The organism is Pirellulales bacterium (assembly GCA_019636335.1).
In the GTDB taxonomy this organism is placed as follows: domain Bacteria; phylum Planctomycetota; class Planctomycetia; order Pirellulales; family JAEUIK01; genus JAHBXR01.
The window spans coordinates 179,200-198,387 of the sequence record JAHBXR010000003.1; the positions used below are offsets into that span (position 1 = coordinate 179,200).

The window sequence follows — 19,188 nt, forward strand, 5'->3', positions numbered from 1 at the left end:
GGCGGTTGTCGCGCAGAGCGAAGTGCGAGGCACCCGGATGGAAGCCCGGGCCAGCTTCCCACGACGACCGCATAACCGTCACCATCGACTCAAACCAATCGATAATACGAGCAGATTTGAAATGACCGGGATATCCCGCACAACCGCGCAAGTCGCTCCAAGGAAGATGGCCACACCGAGGCGGGAGGGGCCGAGTTCACCGCGGATGATCGGATCGAAGTCTCTGGCAAGCTATTTTCTGAGTCCGCTCCCCCCTTGCACTGACGGAGAGCTTCATTGCGTAGCGAGGCATGCGTTTGCGCTACGAAGTTGATCGGCGAAGAGGCGAGACCAGAGAGCCAGGAAATGTCTGACCCGTTGGGGGTCAGTGAGCAAGTGGACATCGATCGCCATGCCACGCAGCAGCCACCGTGTCATCAAGAAGATGTCGTGCGGAGCGAACTCGGCATTGGGTGCCGATACAAAGTGCTGAGCGAATGTGACTCGAAGGTACTCTTCCAGCGTGGGGGCAAGGGACTGCAGGAGCGTGCCAAGACTCTTGTCGCGCCGGCTGGCTACCAGAAACTCCACGTAGACGACATGTGTTCCCGACATGAAGAATTCCTGCCAGATTCGTTCCACGAGCTCCTCAGGCTGCCAGCGTGGCGCATCGGCACCGAGCAGCATGTGCAGCCGTTCGAAAACGCGGCCTAAAAGCGTGCGGGCCGCGTCCAGGATGAGCTCGTTCTTTGACGCGTAATGGTGGAGCAAAGCCCCCCGAGAAACACGCGCTTCGGCGACGATGCGACTTACCGTCGTCTCGGCATAGCCGTACTGTTCCAGGCAATGCAGTGTGGCGTCAATCAGCCGGAGCCTGGTGGCCTCGCGCCGCTCTTCCTGCGTTTGCCGATTCACCAGGATCTTTGCCACGTTCGCTTTCCTGTTCCTATCTACTTGCAATCAATCAACTTATCGGGACAGCGCTTCCTATTCTTGCTTGACGCTGGTCGAACGGCAATATACAAACAAACCGTACGTACGTATTGTTTTTTGCGCGCCAACATAAATCGTATCAACCGAGGGCCACCGCGATGCGGAAGGGGATGAGGGCTCGGTATTCGTTGATGAATGCCGCCGGCACGATGCTTGTGTTCGGATGGGCGTTGTTGTGGGCCACGGGCCTGAAGGCCGCAGAAGGTGGTGCCCCAGACCTACGGGTCGAAGAACGTATTGAGCTATCGCCTCGACTCATCGAATACAAGCTTTCCACGTCCGCGCTGGCTGAACCTACTTCGGTTCGCGTTCTCTTGCCTCAAAACGTCGAGGCCGACCGGCATTACCCCGTCCTCTATTTGTTGCACGGTGGGGTTGGCGACTATCGCGATTGGATTCGAGGTGGCGATGTCGAGCGGCTGACACTCGATCTCCCTCTAATCGTTGTCATGCCCGACGGCGGAAGGATCGGCTGGTACACGAACTGGTTCAATCGTGGGGCGGGCGGTCAGCCGCTCTGGGAAACGTATCACATCGACCAGCTCATTCCCTGGATCGACACCCAGTTCCCAACGGTGGCCACGCGCGAAGGGCGAGCCATCGCTGGTCTCTCGATGGGAGGATTCGGCGCGATGAGCTATGCGGCGCGTCACCCCGACTTGTTTGTCGCGGCGGCCGCCTTTTCTGGCTACGTCGATATTGGCGACCCGCAGTGCGCCGCTCGACTCCAAGCCGTGATAGCAGTACAGAAAATCCGTCCCGAGGATGTCTTTGGGAGATATTCCGATGAAACCATTCGCTGGCGCGCACGCAATCCCGTCGACCTCGCAGAGAACTTGCGGCACCTGACGGTTGTTCTCCGAACCGGAAATGGACGCACGGGTCCAGGCAATCCCCGCGTCGATATTCTTGAACTCGGCGTTCATGTCACGATGGAATCGTTGCACACGCGGCTTGACGAATTGAACATCGAAAATATCTGGGAAGACTACGGTCCGGCGGCGCACAACTTTACGCACTGGAAGCGTTCGCTGGAAAAGACGTTGCCCAACTTCATGGAAACATTTGCGCGACCTCCTGCTCCTCCCGCTGCAATCACCTTCGTGGCCGCTGAGCCGGAGTTCTCTTGTTACGGGTGGCAGGTGAAGCGGAGCGATGCGGCACTGGCATTCGTCACGCTCAAGAACGCCAGCCGCCAAGGTTTCGAACTCTTGGGCACAGGGGAGGCCGTCGTCACGACTCCCAGCCAAATGTTCGCGCCAGATGAAGAAATCCTTGTCGTGTTTCACGATGGAAGCGCGCCGCGGGCGCCCAAGACGATGACCGCGGATCGAGAGGGAAGGCTTGTGGTGCCAGTCCGGCTGGGGGCCGCCGATGACCCCGCGCCAACACCTCGGAATGTCGCCGTTTCGTTCGAAAGCACGTCCCCTGGCTCCGCCAGCCTGAAAGCGGAATCGGCGGAGGGGAAACCATGACGATCGGCCAGGAAGTCATCGCACAAGTCGAGCAGTACCAGTCCGGGATATTGAAAGCCATCGAGTGCAACGGCGTCACCGTTCGATATTCCGACGAAGGAACGGGCCAGCCGTTTCTATTTCTGCATCATGGCGGCGCGAGTCATGCGGTTTGGAGCGATGTGCGAGAACGGTTGCGAGATGAAGGACGCACGATCGCGATCGACTTTCCCGGCTTCGGCGCGTCCGACAAGCCTCGTCGCTTGCCCGCATCGAACGCTCTTGTTCGATACGACCTTCCGCTGCTCGTCGAGACCGTGGATCATGTGATTCGCAAGCTTGAGCTCGAACGGCCGATTCTCGTCGGAAACTGCATGGGAAGTGCCGCTGCTTTGGCGTACGCGCTCAATTTTCCCGCAGGCGTTGGCGGACTGCTGTTATGCAATGTGCTCACTCAGGCGACGGTTGAGGCGGGAGAGCTGAGGAAGCTGCTCAAACCCGGACAGTATATTCCCGGGTTACGATGGCTGCTTGCCCAGCAGTTCGAGTGGGGAGCGATGCCCAAGCGGTTCCAACGCTGGTCGATCGGGATTCAACTCGCTCCCGGGCAGCAACTCTCCGATCCACTGCAAGAGACGTTCGAACATCTCTATGGGCAACCGTGCCAGCATCGCGTTCTCAACAACATGGGGGCTTATCTTCCGACTTTCGCGAAGCTGGACTCCGTTCGAAAGCCGTCTGCTTTTCCGCCGACGTGGGTCGTATGGGGCAAACACAATCGCATCTTGCCTTGCGACCAGGGAATGGCATTTTGCGAGCAACTGGCTGCCGATCGAGTCGAAGTTCTCGATAGCGGACATTTGCCGATGGTGGACCGCGCCGATGAAATCCTTGGTTTGTTGCGGGAATTGACGGCACAGGTGCAGACAGCCTCCCCCGCTTCCGCACCCACCAGTCTTGTATCTCCACGGCGTCTTCATGAACTGGCGCAAACAACACCAACCGCCACGGCGGTCGTCGAGGCGCCGAGCTCTCGCCGGCCTGAGCGGTGCGTCGACTGGCGAACACTCTGGCAAATGGCGAATCAATTGGCCTGGGAACTTTGGGAGGCGGGCCTGCGCTCGAGGGATCGCGTTCTGTTGCTCGTTTCGCCGAGCCCCGAGTTTCTGGCTTTAAGTCATGCCATCAGCAGTATCGGAGCGTCGCTAGTCTTTATCGACGGGGGGCTTTCTCCCGCCGCGATGGCCGATTGCATCCAACAGGCAAAGCCGACCGCCTTGGTTGGGATACCGAGAGCGCATCTCCTCCGACTGGCCAAGCCGCGGGCTCTCGCGAGCGTGCGTCGCTATTTTTCACTCGCGACGGATCCGGCGCCGGTTTCGGTGAAGCTTCTGCGGGACTTCGATGGCCGCCTTGGCGTTCCGTTCCCTGCCGTCGAGGTATTGCCCGATTCGCTCGCGGCGATTGTCTTCACCAGCGGAAGCACCGGCCCTCCGAAGGGAGTCGAAATGAGCTTCCGCAACTTCAACGCCATGCTGACGCGGAGCATCGAGTCGATCGGCGACCAATATGGAGACACGGCGCTGATTCTTTATCCGCTGTTTCTACAGATTTTTTCGCTCATGGGCCGAACGTCCGTGTTGCCGGACATCGACTTCTCGCGCCCCACCGCCGCCGATCCAAAACATATCGTCGAATGCATTCAGCGATACAAAACAACTCTTGGCTTTAGTTCTCCCGCGATTCTCGTGCGCATCGCGGCGTATTGTCAGCGACACGGTATCTCGCTCGATACGATGCGAGTATTCTTCGCCGCGGGGGCTCCCATCGCTTATCGCCAGGTAATTGAACCGATCACCAGCGTGATGCCCAACGGTCGCGTGATCACCCCCTACGGCGCGACCGAAGCGTTGCCGGTGGCCAGCATCGACTCCGAGGAAATTCGTCACGACACCGCCGCACGGACCGATCGCGGCGCGGGGATCTGCGTGGGCCGGCCGATCGAGCAGGTACAAGTCCGCATCATTCCCATTGCGGATCATCCTCTTCGCAGCATGAACGAGATCGCCGAGTTGCCACACGGCCAGATCGGAGAGATCTGCGTTGCGGGAGAAAACGTCACGCTCCGCTACTTTGGCCGTCACGAGCAAACGGCCGCCGCCAAGATCGAGGATCCTCAAGTACCGGGGGGTGTTTGGCATCGCATGGGAGATGTCGGTTATCTCGACGACCAAGGCAGGCTCTGGTACTGCGGGCGCAAGAAGCACCGCGTGGCGTGCTCGGATCGGACCTGTTTTGCCCAGCAGCCGGAAGGCGTTGCGGATGCGGTCCCCGGCGTGTTTCGTTCGGCCTTCGTCGGGGTCATGAAGAATGGTCGCACCATTCCGGTTCTTGTCGTCGAGCCGGAAGAGAAGCCACCGCGCTCTTGGGATGTTCTGGCACAGTCCATTCAGAACGAACTGAATGCCCAGGGATTTCCGGTTCAGCGAGAGCACATCCTCTTACACGTCGTCCCGTTCCCGGTCGATCCTCGTCACAATGCCAAAATCCATCGCGAACAGCTTGCCGACTGGGCCAGCGAGAAACTGGGGCTCGGCGTTTCGCAAAAGACCTTCTCCTGGTTCCGGAGAGCCCGAGGCGTTCAAAGTTGGGGCTGACCGAAAACTTCGCATCGGCATCTTCGCCGTCATGATTTCGCGGGCGGATCTGCCTGGTGATTCGAGAGCGACATTGGCGCCTGGCACGGGAGTAATGCGATGAGACGAACGATCGGTCTGGCGGTCGTGTTCGTGCTGGCCGGTGCCGTCGGTTACGGATGGTACTTTTTCAATGGTCCAGTGCCTGGGCTGAAGATCCCATCGACGCCTCGTGGAATGGAAAATGAGGCCCTGGCCGCCATGCATGCTCCCGAATCGGAGCCGGCCGAAGGTGATTCTCCGCGGATCGCGTTGCCAACGATTGCCATCGAGCCTTCCCTGGAGGAAATCGAGAACTTCCCGGCTCGGATCACCATTCGAGATGGCGCAGAGAGTCTTGTGACGGAGTACACGGGGCAGTTCCGCCGAAATAAGGTAATTCTCGGCGCCATCGGCATCGATATCTACGACATTGCCAGTTACGTTGCCGAGCCGGCCAAGGACGGGACGTGGGAACTCCTCGAAGGTTTACTGGTCGACGGCAAGGCCAAGATCTACATGATCCGCTTCCTCAACAACTTGCCGGGCCGACCGCTCATGAACGACATCTACAAGGACATCAATACAGAGTTCACCGATGTCGATTTGGAGCGGTTTCAGGACAATGTCGACACGTTTTGTTCACAGTTCAAAGACGGTTCGCGGCGAGGCGACACGGTTTACATGGTTTGGCTCTCCGACGGCAGAGTCTACAGCGCCTACAATACGGCTGATCCGCTCGCGCTGTTGGTCCATGACGTTCCCTTTGCGCGCGCCTTGTGGCGCAACTGGGCTGGCCCGCGGCGTGGTGATCTCCGCTTCAACCTCGTCCGCCAATATGCGGAAGACGCGGTTCCGTGAAAGATCCTGGAGGACGTGAGTGTCCTCGTGCCTCGTTGCGACGAGCACTTCGAAAATGCAGCCTCTCGACTACGGTGCGTCGGCCAGAAGCACTTCCGGCAGATCGACCAGCCGGGCTCGCAGGTATTCGCCCAGCCCTTTGGCTTGGGCATCGTAGCGCGACGACGAAGAAACTCCTTCGCCCAGTAGTCCGACCACGACGAAGTTCAACGAACGGATGTTCGGCAACTCGATGCGCCGGATGTCGAGTTTGGCCGCCTCGGGCAGCAGCTCGCGGAAACGCTCGAGCGTGAGATACGAGCTCAGCCAGGCATAGCCGGCCTCGCTGCGTGCCCAGAGACCGACGTTGGCATTGCCCCCTTTGTCCCCCGAGCGGGCGCCGATCACCGTGCCCAGCGGCACGCGCTTCGTCAAACCCGCGGGCACGGGGGGCAATTTGACGGCTGCTGGTTCGACGGGCGGGGCGCCGATCACCGGCGTCGACTTGACCGTGCGGCGCGAGCCATCCTCGCACACCACCACCTGCTCGACGAGATCCGCCGGCACGAGCGTCGGCCAGTAGACTCCGTACGGCGTGGCTTCGCCCGGCGGCGTCGTGAAGAACAAGCCCGGGTAGCTCGCCAGCGCCAACTCGACGAGCACGCTCGAGAAGGCGCGCCCCGCGCGCCCCGGATCAGGGCTCTTCATGATCACGCGCAGTTGGGCGCAGGCCTCGTTGTTCGTCGCGGGGTCCACCTTATCGGTGCGGATCAACTCGTACGCGAGTCCCTTGGCCACCTCGGGGCCGAGTTCGCGCTCGAGCGTCTTGCGCACGAGGGCGGCCTTAGCGTCGACGTCAAGGCCCGTGAGGACGAAGGTCATCGCATTGCGGAAACCGCCGAGGTAGTTCAAGCAGATTTTGATGTCGCGCGGCGCCGGTTCTCCCTGCACGCCGCTGATCAGGACGCGGTCCGCCCCCTGCTGTTCGAGCTGGATCGTATCGAAACGCGCGACGACGTCGGCGTTGGCATACGGCGCCCGATCGATTTCGTAGAGCAACTGTGCCGTGACGGTGCCGACCGAGACAAGCCCCCCCGTGCCGGGATGCTTCGTGATGACGGCACTGCCATCGGCATGCATCTCGGCCAGCGGAAAGCCGGGGTGCGTGAGATCGGGTACCTCGCGAAAGAACGCATAGTTGCCACCGGTGGCCTGCGTGCCACACTCCAGCACGTGGCCGACGACGACCGCGCCGGCCAGTTGATCCCAATCATCGCGCTTCCAGCCAAAGTGCCAGGCGGCCGGACCGACCACGACCGAGGCATCGGTGACGCGCGGGCAGACGACCACATCGGCGCCCGACTCGAGCGCCTCGACGATGCCCCAGGCCCCCAGGTAGGCGTTGGCCGAAAGGGGCGTGACCGGCAGCTCGCGCAAGGGGCGCCCGGTGTCGAGATGGCGTAACTCGTGGCCGGCCTGCTGCAACTCGCCCAGACGCGGCAGCAGGTTATCCCCTTCGATGTGTGCGATGTTCGCCTTGAGGCCCAGCTTCTCGCACAATTTGCGCAGCTCGGCGGCCAGGCCGGCGGGATTCAAACCTCCCGCGTTCGTGACGATCTTGACCTTCTTCTCGAGTGCCAGGCCGAGCGTGTCTTCCATCTGCTTGAGGAAGGTCGTGGCGTAGCCGCGCGAGCTGTCCTTCTGTTGCGACTTCCACAGAATGAGCATCGTCAGCTCGGCGAGATAGTCGCCGGTGAGGAAGTCGATGGGGCCTCCTTCGAGCATCTCGCGCGCGGCGGCAAGGCGGTCGCCATAGAAGCCAGAGCAGTTGGCGATACGAAGTGGTTCTCGGCTGGCAGCCATGAAAATTGTCCCTGCAAGAGTGTATTTAGCACCGCGTGTGCGAGGCAACCGCCCTGTGGCGCTCGCACGAACGGCATGGGGCCGCTATTCAGCGGCGGTTTCTTCAATGACGGCCAGGACCGCGCCGGCGTCGACCTGGGCGGCACGCTCGACGCGCAACTCGGCGACGCGACCTGCCGCCGGAGCGGTGACCGGGTGCAGCATCTTCATCGACTCGATCACCAGCAGCACGTCGCCCGCCGCGACTTCGGCGCCGACTGATACTTTCACTTCATGCACCACGCCGGGCAAGGGGGCCACGAGCGAGCCTGCTTCCAAGGCCTCGTCGGGCAGCGGAAAAGGATCGATCTCGACGAGTTCGGTCGAGCCCAGCGAGCTTTCGACGAAGGACGTCGCGCCGGCGCGGTACACGTCGAAGGTGCGCTGCACGCCGGCCACCTCGAGGATGACCTGCGTAGGCGTGCAGGCCGCGAGCCGTACGGCGGCGATTTCACGGCCGTCGATTTCAAGCTGGAGCCCGGTCCGTTGGAAGCGATATCCCACGACGATCTCGCGACCGTCACAGGTAAAGCGTGCCTGTTGCAGTTGCGAGACATTATTGCGCCAACCGCTGGGCACGTATCGCAGCACCGGTGTCGACTCTCGCCGCTCGGCCTGCGCCGCGAGGGCGGCCGCGGCGGCGTGCAAGCCCGTGGCATCCTCGCCAGCCAGCGGCGCCCCGAGATCGGCCGGCTTGTGACGTACGAGGAAGTGCGTGTCGGTCTGGCCGGCGAGAAACTCGGGATGACGCAAGATACGCACCAGCAATTCGCGATTCGTTCGCAGTCCGTGCAGGCGGCTCTTGGCCAGGGCCGATGCCAGGCGCGCGGCGGCCTCGTCGCGCGTCGGCGCGTGGGCGATGACCTTGGCGAGCATCGAATCGTAGTAGGGAGAAACCTCGCTCGTTCCCAAAACCCCCGACTCGATGCGCAGTCCCGGCAAGGCCGGAATGTCGAAGGCATGCAGGCGACCAGTCACCGGCATGAAATCGCGGCGCGGGTCTTCTGCATACAATCGCACCTCGATCGCGTGTCCCGAGATCCTGGCCTCGAGCGCCGCCTGCGAGAGGGGAAGTCCCCGGGCCACTTCGATCTGCAGACGCACCAGGTCGAGCCCCGTGATGCATTCGGTCACCGGATGTTCGACCTGCAAGCGGGTGTTCACCTCGAGGAAGTAGAACTTGCCGCTGTCGGTCAGCAGAAACTCGACGGTGCCGGCGTTCGTGTAATGGATCGCTTTACCGGCGCGTACGGCGGCCTCGCCCATCTTGGCGCGCAGGGTCTCGTCGAGCGCTGGCGAAGGGCTCTCCTCGACGATCTTCTGATGCCGCCGCTGGATCGAACACTCGCGCTCGAACAGGTGGATCACGTTGCCGTGCGTGTCGCCGAAGATCTGGATCTCGACATGGCGCGACGATTCGATATAGGGTTCGAGGAAGACGGTGCCGTCGCCGAAGGCCGACTGGGCCTCGCCTTGCGCGGCTTGGATGGCAGCCGCGAGATCCTCTCCTCGCCGCACGATGCGCATGCCTCGGCCGCCGCCGCCGGCCGAGGCCTTGACCAGGATCGGCCAGCCGAGCTCGTCGGCGGCTTTTTTCAGTTCGGCAGCCGATTGCTGGCCCACCTCGAGGCTCCCCAGCAGCGGCACCCCCGCGTCGGCCACGCGGCGCTTGGCTTCGATCTTCGACCCCATGGCGGCGATCGCCTCGGGCGTGGGACCGACGAACGTGAGTCCTGCTTCCGCACAGCGGCGGGCAAACTCGGCATTCTCGGCCAGAAAACCGTAGCCGGGATGAACGGCGTCGGCGCCGGTACGCTGGGCGGCTTCGATCACCGCATCCATGCGCAGGTACGATTCGGCCGGCGTGGCGCCCCCCAGGGGGACTGCCTCGTCCGCTTCGGCCACAAAGGGAGCCAGGCGGTCGGGCTCGGAGAAGACTGCCACCGTCGAGATGCCCATCTCGCGGCAAGTGCGCATGATGCGCCGCGCGATCTCTCCCCGGTTGGCAATCAAAAGCTTGTTCATCGTGACGTCGTGCGGTGCTGAGGCTCGAAAAAGTTACATGCGGAAGACGCCAAAACGGCGCGTGCCCTGGACCTCCGCCGAATGGCAGGCCGAGATCGCCATGCCGAGCACGGCGCGGCTGTCGCGCGGGTCGATGATGCCGTCGTCGAACAGGCGCGCACTGGTGAAGGCGGCCAGCGATTCGGTCTCGATCTGCGTCTCGACCATCATCCGCACGGCGGCATCGGCCTCTTCATTGAAAGGCTTGCCCGACTCGGCCGCCTTGGCCCGCTGCACGAGCGACATGACGCCGGCGAGTTGTTGCGGGCCCATCACGGCCGTCTTGCTGTTGGGCCAGACAAAGAGGAACCGCGGGTTGTACGCGCGGCCGCACATGCCGTAATTGCCGGCGCCGTACGAGGCGCCGATCTGCAGCGTGACATGGGGCACTTTGCTATTCGAGACCGCGTTGATCATCATCGCGCCATGCTTGATGATGCCCTGTTGCTCGTAACGCTTGCCGACCATGTAGCCGGTGACGTTCTGCATAAACACGAGCGGCACGTCGTGCTGGTTGGCCAGTTGGATGAATTGCGTTGCCTTCTGCGATTCGTCCGAGAAGAGAATGCCCTGCTGATTGGCCAAGATGCCGATGGGAAATCCATGCAGCGAGGCCCAGCCGGTAATCAGGCTCGTACCGTAGAGAGGCTTGAACTCGTCGAACTCCGAGCCATCGACCACGCGGACGATGATCTCGCGCATGTCGACCGGCTGCTTCAAATCGGCCGGCGCCAGCCCGAGCAGGTCTTCTTGATCGTAGAGGGGCTCGCGCACGTCGGTCGACGGCGCGGGGCCGAGCTTGCGCCAGTTGAGATTGGCCATGATCTGGCGACCGATGCGGAGGCAGTCGCGTTCATCGATGGCGAGATAGTCGGCCAGGCCCGAGGTGCGGGCATGCATCTCGGCCCCCCCCAGCTCTTCGTCGTTCGACTCTTCGCCGGTGGCCATCTTCACCAGGGGGGGGCCACCGAGAAAGACCTTGGCTCGGCCTTTGACAAAGACCGAGTAGTCGCACATCGCCGGGTTGTAGGCTCCGCCGGCGGTCGAGTTGCCAAAGACGAGCGCCACCGTCGGAATGCCGGTCGCCGAGAGTTGCGTCATCTCGCGAAACACGGCGCCGCCAGGGAGGAAGATCTCCGACTGGCGCGGCAGATCGGCGCCTCCGGACTCGACCAGGAAGATGATCGGCAGGCGATTCTGCCGCGCGATCTCGAAGCCGCGCAACGTCTTCTTGAGCGTGTAGGGGTTAATCGACCCACCCTTGACGGTGGGATCGTTCGCACTGATGAGGCACTCGACTCCCGAGACGACGCCGATGCCCCCCACGCCCGATGCGCCCACGGTGTATTCCGTGCCGGCCGCCACGTAGGGCGAAAGTTCGAGGAACGGCGAGTCGCGATCGAGCAACAGTTCGATGCGTTCGCGGGCCAGTAGCTTGCCCCGCTCGTGATGCCGCGCGACGTATTTCGATCCACCGCCGGCGCGTGCTGCCGCGAGCAACTTCTCGAGCGCGCCGAGCTGGTTCAGCACGGCGTCTCGATTGGCGCGGAACGTATCCGATTGGCGATCGATTCTCGATCGCAACGTCTGGCGCTTCACGCTCGACCACCTGCGAAAGTTCGTCACGAAACGCAATCGTCTCGATTGCGTGAAAAAAGCAGCCAGAAAGCTAACGGCGGTGGCGCGGTGCGTCAACTAGCCGAATGCGCGGATGTGCGTCACCGGGGGGAGATCAAGAGCGTATCACGGCAAAAAGCATCACCGCGGCAAAACAGCACGCGATGAAGGTGACGGCCGCCGCGCACCAACAAACGGCTTTGCCCCTGCGGCTCAGCAGCACAAGCCCGGCCACCAGGGCCAGAGATACGCCCCCCGCGCAGGCAAACTCCCAACCGTCGCCGATGCGACCCAGTCCGAACGTTTTGAGCACGGCATGTACTGGCACCAGTCCTGGTCCCACGGGTGCCAACATCCAGGCGGTCTGTTTGCAGTGGGCACAGGGGACGAAGGCCGTCATGAAGAGGGCCAGGGCCAGAAACGGGAGATAGGTAGCCGCGAAGGCGAAGAACAGCGGCGTTTTCCAACGCCATATTTCGCCGCGCGGAGGCACGCTCGTCCCGTTCCGTGCCAAAGAGGGCGGAAAGGGCGGGGATTGGTCTGCGCTCATACCAGGCAGCTTATCGCCGTACCAGCTTGTTGGACAACACCATTCCCCGCAGGCTACGCTTGGACCACGCGCGTGCGTTTTGAAGTTGCGCTTTTGAGAAATCCCAAGCGCGAAGCGTCAGCGAGGCAGAAATCCCAAGCGCGAAGCATCAGCGAGGAGATTCCTGGAAAGAGCGCCGCTCGAAGTGCTCCCTTGCTTACCCAGGCGGCGCCGACGATGGTGCGGCGCGACGTCGCGCACGGCAACACACTCGAGTCGCACCGTCGTCGGTGTTGCGCAGTAACAAGAGGGTCGATCGGGCAGGCGCCTTTCAGCAGTTCGCGCTTCTTGAAGTGGCGCGATTCGACCTGGGTGTGGCGACGCCCGAAAATCCACAGCCAGCGCGGTGGCCGAAAATCGACGGCGCAACAAGCCTCGCACCCGTGTACAGTGGTAGGTCAGGTACCCCGTACCTGACACTTGTTCGACTCGGCCACATCGAACGTCTTCGCCCTCGCGTGGTGGTGCGCGATGGTGCGCGAACCAACGCCTCCCACGAGGCCACCAATACCCGCTTGAGAAGCACGAGCGCCCAGCCTGGTCCTCGATACGCAAGTGCCCACCACCATACCGCTTGCAACGAATCCGCTGCTCCTGGGGCGACCGAGTGGTCCGCAGTGGTGCGCGATGGTGCGCAAACCAACGCAATTTCATTCAAAAATCACCAGCGCGAAGTGTCAGCGGTGATAGGCTTTCCCGCTAGACCACCAGCCCCCATTTCCCCAGCAGCGAGTAGGATAGCGGCATGAGCGAGAAGCAACGCCGCTGGTATCAGTTCCGGCTCAGCACGATCCTGGTGCTAGTCGCGATTGCGGTGTGGGCGATGGGCGATTGTGGCGCGGCGGAAGCGGGGACGGGAGTTGCCGGCAGCAACGCGATAATCACACACGACCCGGTTGAGGCCAGGGTTGGTACAGACTTGTGAGTGGTCCCCCGAATGCGGCTGATTTAATCGCAAAGAACCAGACCAACGATAGAGACGCAACATGATCCGGGAATGCTTCGAGCGGCGCGGTTGGCTCTTCTTGATCTTGCTGTCGACCCTCTCGGCGACAACGCATGCGGCGCCACCTGCTGCCGAGCGGCTGATCGGTCACTGGCCCCTCTCAACCGATGCCGAAGACAGGTCTCCCAACGAACTGCACGCGGTGAACAACGGCGTGGAGTTCGTCGAAGTCGACGGAAGGAAAGCAGCAAAATTCGATGGCGGCGACGCGCATCTCGAGATCAAGCCGAGCGAGAAACTGCTGACCGGGACGGGCGACTTCACGCTGGCCGTGCAGGTACACACCGCGGAGAAGTTGACCGATGTGTTGGGGGACATCGCCAGCCGTTTCGATCCGGAGACGCGACGAGGATTCAGCCTGGGTTTAATGAACTACGCGGGGGTTACCTCAGCGCAATCGAACTATCGGCACTTGCAGTTCGGCATCGACGCCGAAACGGCCGCCGAGGAGTGGATCGACTGCGGGCGTCCCGGCGCGGCCGTTTACATCTGCGCCCTGGCCGTCTGCGAGGGAGAACTTTACGCCGGAACGTTTGAAACGGGCGGCAACGAGACGGGACATGTCTGGCGCTATGCGGGAGGCAGACAATGGGTCGACTGCGGCAGCCCCGATCGTTCCAACGCCGTACTATCGCTGGCCGTTTACAACGGCGAGCTTTACGCGGGCACGGCACGCTACAAGGCCGGTGGCTCGGCGCTGGCCGATTCGCCCAATGAGACTCCCGGCGGACGAGTCTATCGTTACGCGGGCGAGCAACGCTGGATCGATTGCGGGCGGTTGGGCGAAGCGAACGACGTGATGGCGATGGCCGTCTACGACGGCGATTTGTACGCCATTCCGCTCTACAGCCAAGGGCTGTTTCGCTACGAAGGGGGCACGACGTGGGCTGACTGCGGAACGCCCGGCGTGCGGATGATGGCGCTCACCGTCTTCAACGGCCACCTGCTCGGCGCGGGCAACGAAGGAAAAGAGCGGGGGGGCGTGCATCGCTACCTGGGCGACAAGAAGTGGGACATCGCCGGCTATCAACAGGGGGTGACGCAGGTCTACGCCTTCGCCGCCCACGAGGGCAAGCTTTACACCGGCACCTGGCCCGATGGAAAGGTCTTCCGCGACGATGGCGCCCCCGACTGGCTCGACGTCGGTCGGCTGGGAGAGGAACTCGAGGTGATGGGCATGGCCGTTTACAACGGCAAGCTCTACGGCGGAACGCTGCCCCTGGCCGAAGTGTATCGCTTCGATGGCGACAAGCACTGGACGAACACGGGGCAGCTCGATCGCACGCCCGACGTCAAGTATCGCCGGGCCTGGTCGATGGCCGTCTATCAAGGAAAGCTCTTTTGCGGCACGCTCCCCTCGGGGCACGTCCATGCGTTGCAAGCCGGTCGCAGCGTGACGCACGATCGTGAGCTGCCAGCCGGCTGGCATCACGTGGCGGCCGTGCGCGAGGCGAACCGTCTGATGCTCTTCGTCGATGGCAACTTGGTCGCGACGTCAGGAGAATTTTCGCCGGCCGACTACGATCTCGACAACAAGCGATCGCTCTTCGTCGGCTTCGGCCCGCACGACTACTTTCAAGGGCACCTGCGCGAGTTGCGGTTCTATGGCCGGGCCTTGTCGACCGATGAGATCGCCGCCCTGGCCGCCGAACGTTGAGACTGGCTCGGCGCCGGTCTGGTTCTTATAATTCCTCCTCTTGCTTACCTGTGGCACACCTGTGGAGTCGAGGATCGAAGATGGCGCATGGTTTCGGCATTATCGGTTGCGGGATGATCGCTCGGTTTCACGCGCGGGCGATCAAGGACATTCGCGGTGCGAAACTGGTGGCCTGCTTCGACTCGTATAGTGGTGCCGCCGACAAGCTGGCCGCGGAGACCGGCTGCAAGGCGTACCACGATCTCGACGATCTGCTCGCCGATCCGGCCGTCACGGTCGTCACGATCGGCACGCCGAGCGGCGCGCATCTCGAACCGGCCATCGCGGCCGCTCGCGCCGGCAAGCACGTCATCGTCGAAAAGCCGCTGGAAATCACCCTCTCGCGCTGCGACCGCATCATCAAGGAGTGCGAGAAGGCGGGGGTCGCGCTGTCGGCCATCTTTCCCTCGCGCTTTCACGATGCCAGCCGCGAATTGAAACGTGCCGTGGATGACGGGCGGTTTGGGCGATTGACGCTGGCCGACAGCTACGTGAAGTGGTTTCGCTCGCAGGCGTACTACGACAGCGGAGCCTGGCGCGGTACCTGGGAGCTCGACGGCGGCGGCGCGCTGATGAATCAGGCCATCCACAGCGTCGACCTGCTCACCTGGCTGATGGGGCCGGTGACGCAGATCTCGGCCCACACGGGCACTTTGGCGCACGAGCGGATCGCCGTCGAGGATACGGCCGTGGCCACGCTGCGGTTTGCCAACGGCGCGCTCGGCACGATCGAGGCCACCACGGCGGCGTTTCCCGGGTATTTGAAGCGGATCGAATTGCACGGTTCGAACGGCTCGGCCGCGCTCGAGGAAGAAGACATCGTGCGTTGGGATTTCGAGAAGCGTGGCCCGCGCGATGCGGCCATTCGCAAACGCATGGCCAGCACGGTCTCGGGGGGGGGCGGAGCGAGCGATCCGTCGGCCATCGGTCATCACGGACACACGAAGCAATTCCGCGACGTGCTCGCCGCGATCGACGCCGGCACGAAGCCGGCCGTCGATGGATACGAAGGCCGCCGCTCGGTGGAGATCATCCTGGCAATCTACAAGGCCGCCGAGACCGGCAAGGCGATCGATCTGCCTTTGGCCAAGGATCCCGTGCTCAAAGCGCGGCAGAAATCGCGCGGGAAACTGGCCGGCACGAAGTAATCTTTCTGGCAAAACGATGCCACGCCCTTTTGACGCAGCGGGATGAGCATGTTGGTCGAGCATTGCCCGGCTGGAAACAGAGCTCGTGCTGAATACCGAACCCCGCTGGTGGCACCGGCCGCTGGCCGGTGTGGCATTCAGTGGGGCTGAGCTTGGGTTCTCTCTCCACCGGCCGGTGCCACTTGATGTCACCAGGAGTCGAATGAGCTACGGGAGGGGGGAAAGATCAACGTTTTTTCCCGATGAGCTTCTTCAGCTCGGGCCACGAGCGCGTATTCGCCACATCCTTCTTGGTGAGTCCGGCACGTCGGGCTTGCAACACACCGTAGCGCAGCACGCCGAGCCCCTCGGTGCTGTGGGCATCGGTCGAGATGACGATCCGTATGTCGTGCGATTTGGCCGCCGCGCAGGCCACGTCGTCGAGATCGAGCCGCGCCGGGTTGGAGTTCAACTCCAGCAGCTTGCCGTGCTGGGCGGCCGCTTTGAAAACCGTCTCGAGGTCGACCTCGTACGCCTTGCGGCGATTGATCAGGCGGCCCGTGGGATGCGCGATCGCCGAGACATAAGGGTTCTCGAGTGCCCCCACGATGCGCGCCGTGATTTGCGCGCTAGGCTGGTTCTGTCCATAGTGGACGCTGGCCACGACCCAATCGGCTTCGGCCAGCACGTCATCGTCCAGGTCGAGCCCACCCCGTTCGAGGATGTCGACTTCGATGCCCTTCAAGACGCGAATGCCTGCGGTGCGCTCGTTGAGTCGATCGATGGCGGCCCATTGTTGGCGCAGGCGCGTCGCATCGAGCCCATTGGCCATGCTGACGCGCTTCGAGTGATCGGTGATGGCAATGTATTCGAGGCCCCGCTCGCGCGCGGCCACCACCATCTGCTCGAGCGTGGCCTTGCCGTCGGTGGCGTTGGTGTGCATGTGCAGATCGCCCCGCAGATCGTCGAGCTCGATCAGCTTGGGCAGTTCGCCGGCCGCGGCCCAGTCGAACTCCTTGCGGGCCTCGCGCAGCTCGGGAGGGAAGCAGGGGAGACCCATCGCGGCGTAGACTTCTTGTTCCGTCCGTCCGGCGATCTGCTCTTCGCCGCGGTAGACGCCGTACTCGTTGATCTTCAGCCCCTCGGCCTTGGCGCGGCCGCGCAAGATCACATTGTGCGCCTTCGAGCCGGTGAAGTATTGCAACGCTGCGCCCCACGACTCGGCTGGCACGACGCGCAGATCGACCTGCAGCCCGCTCTCCAAACGCACCGACATCTTGGTGTCGCCCCGCGCGATGATATTCTCGATACCCGGGCACGTGGCGAGATGATCCATCACTTGGTCGGGCTGGGCCGAATCGACGAGGAAGTCGAGATCTCCCACGGTATCGCGGCCCCGCCGATAGCTGCCCGCGGCCTCGACCTGGCGGACCGCAGGACATGACGCAAGAAATTCCTTGAGCGATTGGACGACGCCGTCGGCCTCGGCCCAATAGATCCGTAGATCGGCGGCGCCGGCGATCTCGAGACCGGAGAGGATCATTTGTTCGGTCTTTTCGCCGAAGCCCTTCAATTCGCGCACGCGGTGCGCCTCGCAGGCGGCGCGGAGCTGATCGAGCGATTCGACCTTCAATTCGCGATAGAGCGCCGCGGCTTTTTTCGGACCGAGACCGGGGACGCGCATCACCGCCAGCACGCTTTTCGGGACGGCGGCAATGAGCTCCTGATGAAACGGCTCCTGCCCCGTTTCGAGCAGGCTGGCAATCTTCTCGGCCAGGTCCTTGCCGATGCCGTCGATGTCGGTGAGCTTGCGGTCGGTGTCGGCCGCGATCTTGGCCAGCGGTTCGCCAAGATCGCCCACGACCCGCGCGCCGTTCCGATAGGCCCGGACCCGGAACGTATTCGCTCCCTGGAATTCGAGGATATCGGCAATCTCGTCGAAGACGGCCGCGATTTGTGCGTTGTTCATGACGTGCAAGCAGGGGGTGAGAGGTGTTCTCGCAGGCCGGGGAAGTATTCCTCGGCCTGCGTGGATCGCAGGATGCGATCCCAAAATCGCGACGTAAGTTGTGATTTTGCGAGCCGTGAGCAGCTTTGCTGCGAACCTGGCGCGGGGGAAGAATGCCACGAGGGCATTCTTCCCCAGGTTGCTAGACGTGCAGCTCGACGATGTCCTTGTCTTCGAGCACGTGGTCTCCCTTGACGGTGCTGCCGCCGTGGACCGATGGGCCCCACACGCGGGCATGCTTGAAGTTCTCGACGAAGTCGCGATGGACCATCTCGGCCATGTCGAGCACGGTGCCGCCTCGCCGCAGGGTATACGGCTTCTCGTAGTCGGGGTCTTTGTGCGTGGGAAGCTTACTGTAGACGCGGACCACGTCGAGCGATTCGTAGATGGCCCTGCGCAGGTCTTCGAGGCCCGTGCCATGCTCGGCCGAGATGACGTACTCCGGCCAGTCGAGCGGACAGAGCTCGTGAAACAGTTCGAGTCGCAGCGCTGCGTCGGAGAGATCGATCTTGTTGGGCGCAAGGAGCGTGCGCGTGTAGGAGAGCCCGAGATCGTCCTCGTCGAGATAGGATTGACCGGCCAGGCGGGTCTTCGTCTCGTTGAGCTTGTCGAGCAGTTCTTGTGTTTGCTCGATGCCGGCGTCGTCTCCCAGGTCGACGAGCAGCACCGCCAGATCGGCGCCGCGGATGAGCCCCTGCATGTAGGGTTCGAGAAAATCTGGCGTGATCGGGGGCGTGTCGATCAACTGCACGTAGACGTCTTCCCACGGCATCATGCCCGGTTGAGGGGCGCGCGTGGTGAAAGGGTAGGGGGCCACTTCGGGCGTGGCACGCGTCAAGCTGCGCAACAGTTGGCTTTTGCCCGAGTTCGGTCCACCGAGTAGGATGGCCGTGCCGGCGCCTTGGCGGGGGATCCGAACGCCATGACTCTTCTTGCCGCTCTTGCGCTCGACCTCGGCTTCCTTCTTGGCCTTGCTGAGCTTTTGCTTCAGCTCGGCCTGCATCTTTTCCGAGGCCTTATGCTTCGGAATCTCGCGGAGCATCACCTCGAGCCACTTCACCTCCTCTTCGACCGTGGCCGCGCGGCGGTACTCTTCCTCGGCCTTCAGATACTGCGGCGTGAGATTGGCGGCCATGAAACGTTCTGTTTGGGGAAGAGTGGCGGGATGGCAGGGGCGAGCTCGTCGTGCCTCGCCACGACTTTCCGCGATGGTACCCGCTGGCCGAAAGGCTTCAACT

13 protein-coding genes are annotated in these 19,188 nt (G+C 62.7%); 6 read left to right on the top strand and 7 right to left on the bottom strand.

The window, feature by feature from the left end; all coding sequences use genetic code 11:
- Positions 1-273: 273 nt before the first annotated feature.
- On the bottom strand, positions 274-909 hold the full coding sequence (locus KF708_04785) for a TetR/AcrR family transcriptional regulator (protein MBX3412012.1): 636 nt from the start codon (positions 907-909) through the stop codon (positions 274-276).
- A gap of 194 nt (positions 910-1,103) precedes the next feature.
- Here KF708_04785 and KF708_04790 point away from each other — a divergent pair, with 194 nt between their 5' ends.
- The 3 genes from KF708_04790 (at position 1,104) to KF708_04800 (ending at position 5,962) form a co-directional block, all read left to right on the top strand.
- Positions 1,104-2,447 (top strand): esterase family protein, encoded by a 1,344-nt coding sequence (locus KF708_04790; protein ID MBX3412013.1) that lies wholly within the window; start codon positions 1,104-1,106, stop codon positions 2,445-2,447.
- The gene (locus KF708_04795) at positions 2,444-5,083 is read left to right on the top strand and encodes an alpha/beta fold hydrolase (GenBank protein ID MBX3412014.1); all 2,640 of its coding nucleotides are present in this window, start codon (positions 2,444-2,446) and stop codon (positions 5,081-5,083) included. Before KF708_04790 ends, KF708_04795 begins: the two co-directional genes overlap by 4 nt.
- 99 nt (positions 5,084-5,182) lie before the next feature.
- Positions 5,183-5,962, top strand: coding sequence for a hypothetical protein (locus tag KF708_04800; protein MBX3412015.1), 780 nt, complete (start codon positions 5,183-5,185; stop codon positions 5,960-5,962).
- 69 nt (positions 5,963-6,031) lie between these two features.
- On the opposite strand, the gene KF708_04805 is transcribed toward KF708_04800, so the two are convergent.
- The 4 genes from KF708_04805 to KF708_04820 all read right to left on the bottom strand — a co-directional run bounded on the left by KF708_04805 (position 6,032) and on the right by KF708_04820 (position 12,017).
- A complete protein-coding gene (locus KF708_04805; GenBank protein ID MBX3412016.1) occupies positions 6,032-7,804 on the bottom strand; it encodes a DUF1446 domain-containing protein in 1,773 nt (590 codons plus the stop codon).
- Between the two features lie 84 nt (positions 7,805-7,888).
- Positions 7,889-9,868 (bottom strand): ATP-grasp domain-containing protein, encoded by a 1,980-nt coding sequence (locus KF708_04810; GenBank protein MBX3412017.1) that lies wholly within the window; start codon positions 9,866-9,868, stop codon positions 7,889-7,891.
- A gap of 33 nt (positions 9,869-9,901) precedes the next feature.
- The gene (locus KF708_04815; GenBank protein MBX3412018.1) at positions 9,902-11,491 is read right to left on the bottom strand and encodes an acyl-CoA carboxylase subunit beta; all 1,590 of its coding nucleotides are present in this window, start codon (positions 11,489-11,491) and stop codon (positions 9,902-9,904) included.
- A gap of 148 nt (positions 11,492-11,639) precedes the next feature.
- Positions 11,640-12,017, bottom strand: a complete 378-nt coding sequence (locus tag KF708_04820; GenBank protein ID MBX3412019.1) for a hypothetical protein — start codon at positions 12,015-12,017, stop codon at positions 11,640-11,642.
- An 841-nt stretch (positions 12,018-12,858) separates the two neighbouring features.
- Here KF708_04820 and KF708_04825 point away from each other — a divergent pair.
- From KF708_04825 to KF708_04835, 3 genes are all read left to right on the top strand, one after another.
- Positions 12,859-13,038, top strand: a complete 180-nt coding sequence (locus KF708_04825) for a hypothetical protein (GenBank protein ID MBX3412020.1) — start codon at positions 12,859-12,861, stop codon at positions 13,036-13,038.
- 61 nt (positions 13,039-13,099) lie between these two features.
- Positions 13,100-14,776, top strand: coding sequence for a LamG domain-containing protein (locus KF708_04830; GenBank protein MBX3412021.1), 1,677 nt, complete (start codon positions 13,100-13,102; stop codon positions 14,774-14,776).
- An 80-nt stretch (positions 14,777-14,856) separates the two neighbouring features.
- Entirely contained in the window at positions 14,857-15,963 is a 1,107-nt protein-coding gene (locus tag KF708_04835; GenBank protein MBX3412022.1) for a Gfo/Idh/MocA family oxidoreductase, read from the top strand.
- A 226-nt stretch (positions 15,964-16,189) separates the two neighbouring features.
- On the opposite strand, the gene polX is transcribed toward KF708_04835, so the two are convergent.
- Entirely contained in the window at positions 16,190-17,911 is a 1,722-nt protein-coding gene (polX, locus tag KF708_04840; GenBank protein MBX3412023.1) for a DNA polymerase/3'-5' exonuclease PolX, read from the bottom strand.
- A 181-nt stretch (positions 17,912-18,092) separates the two neighbouring features.
- Positions 18,093-19,085, bottom strand: a complete 993-nt coding sequence (locus KF708_04845) for a 50S ribosome-binding GTPase (protein MBX3412024.1) — start codon at positions 19,083-19,085, stop codon at positions 18,093-18,095.
- Positions 19,086-19,188 lie beyond the last annotated feature (103 nt).